Origin of the sequence: Streptomyces sp. NPDC046215 (assembly GCF_040646215.1) — a bacterium.
Classification (GTDB): domain Bacteria; phylum Actinomycetota; class Actinomycetes; order Streptomycetales; family Streptomycetaceae; genus Streptomyces; species Streptomyces stramineus.
On sequence record NZ_JBEYZW010000071.1, the window covers coordinates 26,904 to 37,083 of the forward strand.

General features: G+C 74.9%; 10 protein-coding genes and 1 riboswitch. Of the genes, 5 read left to right on the forward strand and 5 right to left on the reverse strand.

Features of this window, described 5'->3' with window-relative positions; translation table 11 throughout:
- Nucleotides 1-426: 426 nt before the first annotated feature.
- Nucleotides 427-1,041, forward strand: coding sequence for a TetR/AcrR family transcriptional regulator (locus ABZ951_RS25635; protein WP_344097533.1), 615 nt, complete (start codon nucleotides 427-429; stop codon nucleotides 1,039-1,041).
- Between the two features lie 366 nt (nucleotides 1,042-1,407).
- Nucleotides 1,408-2,919: an NAD(P)/FAD-dependent oxidoreductase gene (locus ABZ951_RS25640; RefSeq protein WP_361280781.1), complete on the forward strand. Its 1,512-nt coding sequence runs from the start codon at nucleotides 1,408-1,410 to the stop codon at nucleotides 2,917-2,919.
- Nucleotides 2,920-2,962: 43 nt separating this feature from the next.
- Here the strand turns inward: ABZ951_RS25640 and ABZ951_RS25645 are convergent, their stop codons facing one another.
- The 5 genes from ABZ951_RS25645 to ABZ951_RS25665 form a co-directional block, all read right to left on the reverse strand.
- A complete protein-coding gene (locus ABZ951_RS25645; protein ID WP_344097537.1) occupies nucleotides 2,963-3,910 on the reverse strand; it encodes a hypothetical protein in 948 nt (315 codons plus the stop codon).
- Between the two features lie 41 nt (nucleotides 3,911-3,951).
- Nucleotides 3,952-4,869 (reverse strand): methylenetetrahydrofolate reductase [NAD(P)H], encoded by a 918-nt coding sequence (gene metF, locus ABZ951_RS25650; RefSeq protein WP_344097540.1) that lies wholly within the window; start codon nucleotides 4,867-4,869, stop codon nucleotides 3,952-3,954.
- Between the two features lie 201 nt (nucleotides 4,870-5,070).
- The gene (gene thiE / locus ABZ951_RS25655; RefSeq protein WP_344097542.1) at nucleotides 5,071-5,754 is read right to left on the reverse strand and encodes a thiamine phosphate synthase; all 684 of its coding nucleotides are present in this window, start codon (nucleotides 5,752-5,754) and stop codon (nucleotides 5,071-5,073) included.
- A gap of 112 nt (nucleotides 5,755-5,866) precedes the next feature.
- On the reverse strand, nucleotides 5,867-6,232 hold the full coding sequence (locus ABZ951_RS25660) for an Rv2175c family DNA-binding protein (protein WP_344097545.1): 366 nt from the start codon (nucleotides 6,230-6,232) through the stop codon (nucleotides 5,867-5,869).
- A gap of 105 nt (nucleotides 6,233-6,337) precedes the next feature.
- The gene (locus tag ABZ951_RS25665; protein ID WP_344097548.1) at nucleotides 6,338-7,573 is read right to left on the reverse strand and encodes an FAD-dependent oxidoreductase; all 1,236 of its coding nucleotides are present in this window, start codon (nucleotides 7,571-7,573) and stop codon (nucleotides 6,338-6,340) included.
- 165 nt (nucleotides 7,574-7,738) lie between these two features.
- A riboswitch (TPP riboswitch) is annotated at nucleotides 7,739-7,851 on the forward strand.
- Between ABZ951_RS25665 and thiO the strand changes: the two genes are divergently transcribed.
- From thiO to ABZ951_RS25680, 3 genes are all read left to right on the forward strand, one after another.
- Nucleotides 7,849-9,039, forward strand: a complete 1,191-nt coding sequence (thiO, locus tag ABZ951_RS25670) for a glycine oxidase ThiO (protein WP_344097551.1) — start codon at nucleotides 7,849-7,851, stop codon at nucleotides 9,037-9,039. It overlaps the preceding riboswitch by 3 nt.
- Nucleotides 9,036-9,275: a sulfur carrier protein ThiS gene (thiS, locus tag ABZ951_RS25675; protein ID WP_344097553.1), complete on the forward strand. Its 240-nt coding sequence runs from the start codon at nucleotides 9,036-9,038 to the stop codon at nucleotides 9,273-9,275. Before thiO ends, thiS begins: the two co-directional genes overlap by 4 nt.
- A gap of 9 nt (nucleotides 9,276-9,284) precedes the next feature.
- Nucleotides 9,285-10,079 carry a thiazole synthase gene (locus ABZ951_RS25680; protein WP_344097556.1) on the forward strand — a complete coding sequence of 265 codons (795 nt, stop codon included), beginning with the start codon at nucleotides 9,285-9,287 and terminating at the stop codon, nucleotides 10,077-10,079.
- Nucleotides 10,080-10,180 lie beyond the last annotated feature (101 nt).

Consider the following 10,180-nt stretch of genomic DNA (forward strand, 5'->3'; position numbering starts at 1 on the left):
CCTCCTGGGGGCACCCCCAGCGGTAGCTGGGGGAGGTAGCTGGGGGAACATCGCAAGGCGGAGCATCTCCCGCGTACTGGGCGTACTCGGGTGATGCGACAACGCGGCGAGGTGCCGTGCCGGTCGTCGCGGCCCCGGGCTGATCCGTAAGACACGCCCTGGGCCCCGGTGCGCCTGGGCGAGCGGATCGAGGGCCGCGGCCGGGACCGCGGTGCGGGGCGGCACGGGGTGGACGCCGCGTGCGCTGACGGCCATGACGAACCTCCTTCGTCGGGGGCGGTCCGCCGCGCGAGGGCGGGGCCGCCTTCTGTGCCCATCGTGGGGCACCCCACTGACAATCGGCTCCGACCTGCGCGAACGCCGGGCGCCGGGCGCCGGGTCGGCTCCGGCGCCCGGTGGTGGGGCGGCGGCAGGGAGAATCAGTTCATGGACAGCAGCAGCACGCGCCGTCAGAACACCCGGCGGAGGCTCTTCGACGCCGCGGTCACCCTCATCGCCGAACAGGGCTTCTCCTCCACGACGGTGGACGAGATCGCCGAGCGGGCCGGCGTCGCGAAGGGGACGGTCTACTACAACTTCGCGAGCAAGACGGTGCTCTTCGAGGAGCTGCTGCGCCACGGCATGGAGCTGCTGACGGACTCCCTGCGGCGGGCCGCCGAGGAGAGCGCCGAGCGCGGGGGCACCAGGGTCGACGCGCTGGACGCGATGGTCCGCGCCGGGCTGGACTTCATCTCCCGCTCCCCCGCGCTGACCCAGCTGTACGTGGCCGAGCTGTGGCGGACCAACCGGGCCTGGCAGCCGACGCTGACGCGGGTGCGGCAGAGCGCGATCGCGGTGATCGAGTCGGTGCTGCGGGAAGCCGTCGCGGCGGGTGAGCTGAGTCCGGAGATCGACGTTCCGCTGACGGCGTCGGCCCTGTTCGGGATGGTGCTGGTGGCGGCGCTGGACTGGCAGTCCTTCCAGCCCGACCGGTCGGTCGACGAGGTGCACGCGGCCCTGTCCCGGCTGCTGCAGGGCCGGGTGAGCGGCGGCATCCGCTGACGCGCGGCCCGGCGGGCCCGAAAACCGGCCGGGAACGGGGCGCGGGGGGAAACGCGCTGTTCCGGCGCTGACCGATCCCCCTCGGCCGACACCGGAACAGCGTTCCCCCGTATTCCCCCGAGCCCCCATTCCACCTGTGGGAGCCCCCGTGCTCCCCCGGTCACGTCCGGGCCGCCGCGCCGTTCCGCCGCCCCGTGTCGTCGGTGCCGGCGCCGCGCCCCTTCCGTGAGCTCCACTCTTCCCTGCGGCGCCGCCGCGGCCCATCCGCGCTCCTACTCATCTCCTCCTCTGAGTACGCGTACTCACGCCTGAGCGCCCGGCCCCACGCGGGCGGCGATGTCGGTGGCGCCGGATAAAGTCGCGGGCATGGCACGGATTGCGGTGATCGGCGCCGGGATGGGCGCGATGGCAGCCGCTGCTCGGCTGGCCGTCGCGGGCCACCGGGTGGCGGTGTACGAGCGGGGGGCGACGCACGGCGGCGCCGTGGGGCGCTGCGAGCGGGAGGGCTTCTCCTTCGACACGGGCCCGGGGCTGCTGCACCTGCCGGCCGTCTACCGGGACCTGTTCGTCAAGACCGGCAAGGAGCCGCTGGAGCGGTGCGTCGAGCTCGTCCAGGTCGACCCGGCGAGCAGCCACCTCTTCGCCGACGGCACGGCCGTCACGCTGCCCAACGCCTCGCGCGCAGGGGTGCTGCGCGCGCTGGACGAGGCGATCGGCGCGGGGGCGGGCGAGCGCTGGAGCGAGCTGGTCAACCGGGCGCGGGACGCCTGGGAGGCGACGCGGCGGCCGCTGCTGGAGGAGCCGCTGCGCGAGGACGCCGCCGCCCGGGAGGCGCTGGGGCGCGACCCGTACCCGGCGGTGCGCAGGCGGGGCCTGTTCCGGCGCGGGGGCGCGGTCACGCTCGCGTCCGTCGCGGCGCGGGAGTTGAGCGACCCCCGGCTCGTCGCGCTCCTGGAGAGCCACGCCCTGGCGTACGGGCTGGATCCGCGGCGGGTCCCGGCGAGCGCGGCGGTGCTGCCGTACATGGAGCAGACCTTCGGCAGCTGGTATGTGCGCGGGGGCATGCGCGCCCTGGCGGACGCCCTCCACGACCGGTGCGCGGCGCGCCGGGTGGAGTTCCACTTCGGTGCGGAGGTGGTGGGCCTGGCCGAGAAGGAGGGCCGGGCCGCCGGGCTGGAGCTGGCCGACGGGCAGGTCGTCGAAGCGGATCTGGTGGTGGCGGGGGTGTCCCCGGGGCGGCTGGCGTCGATCGCCCCGACCGCCCTGGCCGAGATTCCGGTTCCGGTTCTGCCGGGCCGGTGCACGGTCCACCTGGCGCTCCGCGGGGCCCGGCCCGGGGGGACGGCCCACCGCACGGTGGTCCACGGCCCGGACCGCGAGGCGGAGTTGGACGCGGTCTTCGGCGGCTCCGGCGGGAGCGCCCAGGGGGCGTACCGGCCGACGGTCACGGTGCTGCGTCCGGACGACCCGGCCACCCGCCCGGACGCCGGGCACGAGGCCGTCACGCTGGTCGCGACGGTCGCGCCGCACGGCCGGGTCGACTGGTCGGGCGAGGTGGCCGGCGCGTTCGCCGACCGGATGACCGACGCCGCGCGGGCGGTGATCCCGGACTTGCGGGAGCGGCTGCTGTGGCGCGAGGTGCGCACCCCGGCGGACACGGAGGCGGCGACCGGCGCCGAGGGGGGCGGGGTGCCCGCTCCCGCGCTGGCCGGTGCCGGCGGCGCGTTCCTGCGCCCCGGCAACACCACCCGGGTGCCCGGCCTCTACCTCGCGGGCGGCTTCGCCCACCCCGGCGGCGGGCTCGCGCACGCGGGGATGTCCGGGGCGATGGTCGCCGGTCTGATCGTGGCCGGGGCCGACTGGCGCGGCTCGGAGTGAGCCGCCCCGGCCGCCGGGCGGCGGGCCCGGCGGCCGGGGCGCGTCAGTAGCGGTACTGCTGCCCGTCGCGCCGCTCGTCGTACTGCCCGTCGTAGCCCGCGCCGTGGCTGCCCGGCAGCTGCTCGCGGGGAGGGGGCTCGGCGTCGCGCTGCTGCGGCACCCAGACGCCGCCGGGCGGGGTGTCGACGTCGTACCGGGCGGGGGCGTACGCCTCGCCGGGGTAGCCGTCCGCCCCGTACTGCTGCTGGGGCTGGGGGTAGGTCTCGTACTGCGGCTGCCCGTAGGCGTCGTAGGTCTCGTAGGTCTGCGGCCTGCTGCCGATGTAGGGGTCGGAGTACGCGGCGTACTGGCCCTGGCCGTAGTCGTATCCACCGCCCTGGGAGCCGCCCTGGGAGGGGTCGGCCGGGGGCTCGGCGGGCTGCCCCCCGTAGGTGTCGTACGGGGCGGGGGTGAAGCCGGCGGTGCCGGGGTCCTGGGCCGGGTAGCCGGAGTCGCCGTAACCCCCGTACGGGGCCGCGCCGTCGCCTTCGGGGGCCGCGGCGGGCTGGTGGGGGGCGTCGGGGAACAGGCCGGGGTCGCTCTCGGTCGCGGCGAGCGGCGGGAGGTCCACGGACGTGCTTTCGAGGGCGGACTCGGGGAGCGGTTCCGCGGCCCGTCCGCCCTTGCGGCGCCGGCCGGCCCGCGGCTTGTCCACGGGGTCCTCGTGCGGGGGGTGTTCGCCGCCGGCTCCGCGCCGGTCCCGGCGCAGCGCCCAGCCGGTGGAGAAGCCGCGCCGGAAGGAGAGCGTCACATAGGTCTGGCCGATGGCGAAGGCGATGGCGCCGACGGCGATGACGACCACGGAGGAGAGGACCACGCCGGCGACCACGCCGAGGAAGCCCACGAAGGCGAGGAGCCGCCAGCGCAGCCGCGCCTTGTACTGCAGCAGCACCTCGCCGAGCAGCCAGAGCGCGACGACACCGAACGCGACATAGAGGACCGTCCAGCCCATTTACGCCCCTCTCGTGCGGCCGCCATCGAGAGGGGCAGCCGTCAGGACCGCTGGTGCAGTCCCAGATTCTCGTAGATTTCCAGCGTCGCCGTGGAGTGGTTCAGGGTAATGAAGTGCAGACCGGGGATTCCCTCGGCCATCAGCCGGGAACACAGCTCCGTGGCGTACTCGATTCCGATCGAGCGTACAGCGGCCGCGTCGTCCTTGACCGCGAGGATCCGCTCCGCCAGCTCCGGGGGGAAGGCCGCGTTGCTGAGCTGCGCGAATCGTTCGATCTGGCGCACGTTGGTGACCGGCATGATCTCGGGGATGATCGGGGTGTCGCACCCGGCTTCCGCGACCCGGTCGCGCAGCCGCAGGTAATCCTCCGGGTAGAAGAACATCTGCGTGATGGCGAAGTCCGCGCCCGCCCGGCACTTCTCCACGAAGTAGGAGATATCGGTTTCCCAGTCGGTCGAGCGGGGGTGCATCTCGGGGAAGGCCGCGACGCCGACGCAGAAGTCGCCGGACTCCTTGATGAGCCTGACGAGGTCGGCGGCGTAGCGGACGCCCTCGGGGTGGCGCACCCACTCGCCCATCGGGTCACCGGGCGGATCGCCGCGCAGGGCGAGCATGTTGCGGATGCCGACGTCGGCGTACTGGCCGATGATGTTCCGCAGTTCGGCCGTCGAGTGGTTGACGGCCGTCAGGTGGGCGACGGGGGTGAGAGTGGTGTCGGTCGCCATGCGCTCGGTCACGCGCACGGTGCCTTCGCGGGAGGAGCCTCCCGCGCCGTAGGTCACGGAGACGAAGGTGGGTCCGACCGCCTCGATGCGGCGGATGGCGTTCCACAGGGTCCGCTCGCCCTTCTCGGACTTCGGGGCCGCGAATTCGAAGGAATACGACTGCTTGCCGGAAGCGAGCAGGTCACGCACCGTGCGGGCGTGGTCCGTCCTGGTGGAGGCTGTGCCAAGGGCCATACCGGCAAGTTAACCAGCGGTTCCGGGGACCCCCCAAGCCTTCGCCGGGAAATGCCCGATTCGCCGGGCTCATGTCCGGTCCGTGGACAGTCTGTTCATGCTGCGTTGACATTCCGGCGCGGGCGCCTCCCGGCGGGCCCGGGCAGGTCACCCGCCGGCAGGGGCACCGAAGGGCCCCGGGGGCCCGGGGGCCGGGGGCCGTCAGGCCCCGTAGGCGCGGACGCGCCGGGCGAGGCGGGCCGCCGCGTCACCCGGGTCGTCCGCCTCGGTGATCGCCCGCACCACGACGACCCGCCGGGCGCCGGCCTCCAGCACCTCGTCCAGGTTGGAGGCGTCGATCCCGCCGATCGCGAACCAGGGCCGCGAGGGCGCGAGCGCGGCGGTGTAGCGCACCAGGGAGAGCCCCGGGGCGTGGCGGCCGGGCTTGGTGGGGGTGGGCCAGCACGGGCCGGTGCAGAAGTAGTCCACCCCGGGCTCGGCGAGCGCGGCGTCGACCTCGGCCTCCGCGTGGGTGGAGCGCCCGATGAGCACGCCCCGGCCGAGCACGGCGCGCGCGGCGGGGACCGGGAGGTCGCCCTGGCCCAGGTGCAGGACGTCCGAGCCGATGGCGTGCGCGACGTCCGCGCGGTCGTTGACGGCGAGGAGCTTGCCGTGGCGGCGGGCCGCGTCGGCGAAGACGGCGAGGTGCTCCAGCTCCTCCCCCGCCTCCATGCCCTTGTCGCGCAGCTGCACGATGTCGACACCGGCGGCCAGCACCGCGTCCAGGAATTCCGGCAGGTCGCCCTGGCGCTTGCGCGCGTCGGTGCACAGGTACAGCCGGGCGTCGGCGAGAGGGGTGGTCTCCCCGCCGTTTCGGCCGTGGGGGAGCTGGGCGGTGACGGACATCGGGTGGTTCCCCCCGGGTCGGCGGTGTACGGGCCCGGGGCGCGGCGGCCCCGGGCCCGTACACCGGACGGTTTTCTCTTCGTTCTTCGCGTCTACAGCGCCGGTGGACGGCTCAGACGGCGAGCGCCTGGGCCCGGCGCTTCACCTCCGTGCCGCGATTCTCGCGCAGGGCCTGCGCGGGAGTGCCGGGGAGGGTCTCGTCAGGGGTGAACAGCCACTCCAGCATTTCCTCGTCGTTGAAGCTGTCGTCCCTGAGCAGCGTCAAGGTCCCGACGAGGCCCTTGACGACCTTGCCGTCCTTGATGAAGTCGGCGGGCACGTGCAGTGCCCTGTTCTCGCCGCGGCGCACCGCGATCAGCTGGCCCTCCTTGACCAGCTGGCGCACACGCGTCACCTCGATGCCGAGGTTCTCGGCGATGTCGGGGAGGGTGAGCCAGGCGGGAACGAGAGCATCGATCTTTGCGTCAATCTCGGTCACGGGGACAAGCCTGCCATCTGGGACTGACAGTGGGTAGCCGGGTTGACCCGACCCGGCGTCAGCGAGTCGTCAGCAAGCCGCCGGGACGGGCCGTGCGCCGAGCCCTCAGACCGCGGCGGACTTCAGCGGCACCGAGGCGTTCGCCGCCTTGGCGCGGTCGAGGGCGGCGCCCCGCTCGATGAGCTTGCGGCCCTGGGCCAGGTCCCGGGGCCGCCCCACGGCCAGCAGCGCGACGAGCACGTCGCCGCGCAGCCAGCACACGGTCCACGCGGCGCCGGCCGGGTCGCCCCGCCAGACCAGCTCGTCGGCGTCCCCGTGGTGGCCGGCGTACTGGACGAACCGCCCGAACTGCTCGGACCAGAAGTAGGGCACCGGGTCGTAGAGCGCGTCCTCGGCCGCCCCGTGGACGATGTGCCCGGCGACGGTCCGCGGCCCCTGGAGGGCGTTGTCCCAGTGGTGGACCAGCAGCCGTTCCCCGTACCGGGCGGAGGGGAAGGACGCGCAGTCGCCGACCGCGTAGACGTCGGGCAGGGAGGTCTTCAGGCGGGCGTCGGTGGCGACGGACCGGTCCGGGGCCAGCTCGATGCCCGAGCCCGCCAGCCACGCGGTCGCGGGCCGGGCCCCGATGCCGACGACGACCGCGCCGGCCGGCAGCCGGGTGCCGTCGGCCAGGACCACCGCGCCGGGCTCGACGGCGGCGACGCGCGCGCCGGTGAGCAGCCGGGCGCCGCTGTCCGCGTACCAGGCGGCCATGTAGGCGGCGACCTCGGCGGGCAGGGCGCCGGCCAGCGGCCGGTCCGCGGCCTCGACGACGGTCACCCGGCAGCCCGCCTCACGCGCCGCTGTCGCGAACTCGGCGCCGATCCAGCCCGCGCCCACGGCCACGACGTCGACCTGGCCGGCGAGCACCGGGCGCAGCCGCAGCGCGTCGTCCAGGGTGCGCAGCAGGTGCACGCCGGGCACGTCCTCGCTGCCGGGCAGCAGGACGGGGTGGGCGCCGGTGGCGATGACGAGCACGTCGTAGGGCACGGGCCCGGCGGCGGTGTCCACCACGTGCTCGCCGGCCCGCAGCCCGGTGACCTCCCGGCCGAGTTCCAGGTCTATCCCGAGGGAGGCGAAGTCCACCTCGAAGGCGGAGCCCTCGGCCTTGCCCAGCAGCACGGCCTTGGAGAGCGGCGGCCGGTCGTACGGCGGGTGCGGCTCCGCGCCGAGCAGGGTGACGCCGCCCTGCCACCCCTGTTCGCGCAGGGCCACGGCGGTCTGTACCCCGGCCATCCCGGCGCCCACGATGACGACGCGCCGGTCGTGGGAGGTCTGTGTGTCGTTCCGGTGCTCGCTCACCCGATCACTGTAGGGCGGGCGCGGGGCCGTACCGGAGCACCGTGTGACGAGACCTACGACACACAGTGACGGTGTCCGCCGTGGTCGCGCGGTCGCCGCCGGGCCGCCCGGGCGCCCCCGGTCCGGCCTTCCGGTCGCCTCCGCGGCCGTACTAGGGTGGCCGCTGCAAGCACTCGCGGGAGCCCGGACGCACCGGGCTGAGAGGGAGGCTGGACGGCCTCCGACCGTACGAACCTGATCCGGGTCATGCCGGCGAAGGGAGGGGCTGGACGCCCATGTACGCGTCTTCCACCACGCCCTCGGGCACGCCGCCGGGGATCTGTGACGTCCTCGTCGTCGGCGGCGGTGTCATCGGGCTGGTCACCGCCTGGCGGGCCGCCCAGCGGGGCCTGCGCACGGCCGTCGCGGACCCGGCGCCCGGCGGGGGCGCGGCCCAGGTCGCCGCCGGGATGCTGGCGGCGGTGACCGAACTGCACCACGGCGAGCAGACCCTGCTGGCCCTGAACCTGGCCTCCGCGCGGCGCTATCCGCAGTTCACAGCCGAGCTGGAGGAGGCCAGCGGCCAGGACACCGGCTACCGCGCCTGCGGCACGCTCGCCGTCGCCCTCGACGCCGACGACCGGGAGCACCTGCGGGAGCTGCACGCCCTCCAGCTGCGGTCCGGCCTGGAGTCGCAGTGGCTCACGGGGCGGGAGTGCCGCCGGCTGGAGCCGATGCTGGCGCCGGGGGTGAGCGGCGGGCTGCGCGTGGACGGTGACCACCAGACCGACCCGCGGCGGCTCGCCCGGGCCCTGCTCACGGCCTGTGAGCGGGCCGGGGTGGTCTTCCACCGGGCGGAAGCGGTGCGGCTCCTGCGCGACGGGGAGCGGGCGGCCGGTGCCGAGCTGGCCGACGGCACCCGGGTCCCGGCCGGCCAGACGGTGCTCGCGGCGGGCAGCCGCAGCGGCATCATGGCCGGGGTCCCCGAGCACGTCCTGCCGCCGGTCCGCCCGGTCAAGGGGCAGGTCCTGCGGCTGCGCGTGCCCGGCTCGTACGCGCCGTTCCTGTCCCGGACCGTACGGGCGGTGGTGCGCGGCGGCGACGTCTACCTCGTGCCGCGGTCCAACGGCGAGCTGGTCGTCGGCGCGACCACCGAGGAGCTCGGCTGGGACACCACCGTCACCGCGGGCGGTGTCTACGAGCTGCTGCGCGACGCGCACGAGCTGGTCCCGGGGATCACCGAGCTGCCTTTGGTGGAAGCCCGCGCGGGGCTGCGCCCCGGCTCCCCCGACAACGCGCCGCTCCTCGGCCCGACGGCCCTGCCCGGTCTGCACGCCGCGACCGGCCACCACCGCAACGGCGTCCTCCTCACCCCGGTGACGGGCGACGTCATGGCCGAGGTGCTGACCTGCGGGCGGCTCCCCGAGGAAGCCCGCCCCTTCTCCCCCCGACGCTTCTCGAACGCCCTCCAGGAGCCGCCCGCATGAATCCCACCGACCCCACCGACCGGCCCGAGGCCCAGGTCGGCATCAGCCTCAACGGCGAGCGCCGCGCGATACCCCGGGGCCTGACCCTCGACGGGCTCGTGGCGAGCCTGACCACGGCGCACAGCGGTGTCGCCGCCGCCGTCAACGAAGCGGTCGTGCCGCGGGGGCAGTGGCCCGCCACCACCCTCGGCGACGGTGACCGCGTCGAGGTCCTCACCGCCGTGCAGGGAGGCTGATCAGCCCTGATGGCAGACGATCTGCTCACCATCGCCGGCACGACCTTCACCTCCCGGCTGATCATGGGCACGGGCGGGGCGCCCAGCCTCGATGTCATGGAGCGGGCCCTGCTCGCCTCCGGCACCGAGCTGACCACCGTCGCGATGCGCCGTCTGGACGCGAACGTCCGGGGTTCGGTGCTCTCCGTCCTCGACCGGCACGGCATCCGCGTCCTGCCGAACACGGCGGGCTGTTTCACCGCCGGGGAGGCGGTCCTCACCGCCCGGCTGGCCCGGGAGGCGCTCGGTACCGACTGGGTCAAGCTGGAGGTGATCGCGGACGAGCGCACGCTGCTGCCCGACCCGATCGAGCTGCTGGACGCGGCCGAGATCCTCGTCGACGACGGCTTCACCGTGCTGCCGTACACCAACGACGACCCGGTCCTCGCCCGGAAGCTGGAGGACGCCGGCTGCGCGGCGATCATGCCTTTGGGGTCGCCGATCGGCTCCGGGCTCGGCATCCGCAACCCGCACAACTTCCAGCTGATCACCGAGCGGGCCCGCGTCCCGGTGATCCTCGACGCGGGCGCGGGCACCGCCTCCGACGTGGCGCAGGCCATGGAGCTGGGGTGCGCCGCGGTGATGCTCGCCTCGGCCGTCACCAGGGCCCGGGAGCCGGTCCTGATGGCGGAGGCCATGCGGCACGCGGTGGAGGCCGGGCGGCTGGCGCACCGGGCGGGGCGGATCCCGCGCCGCCATTTCGCGGAGGCGTCCTCGCCTGCGGCGGGCATGCCGGTGTTGGATCCGGAGCGGCCGGCGTTCTGAGCGTTCACCTTTGCCGGCGGGTGGTGGTGCACCACCGCTGCGCGGCGGTGTCCTCAAACGCCGGACGGGCTGGTAGTGGCTGAGCTCAGCCACTACCAGCC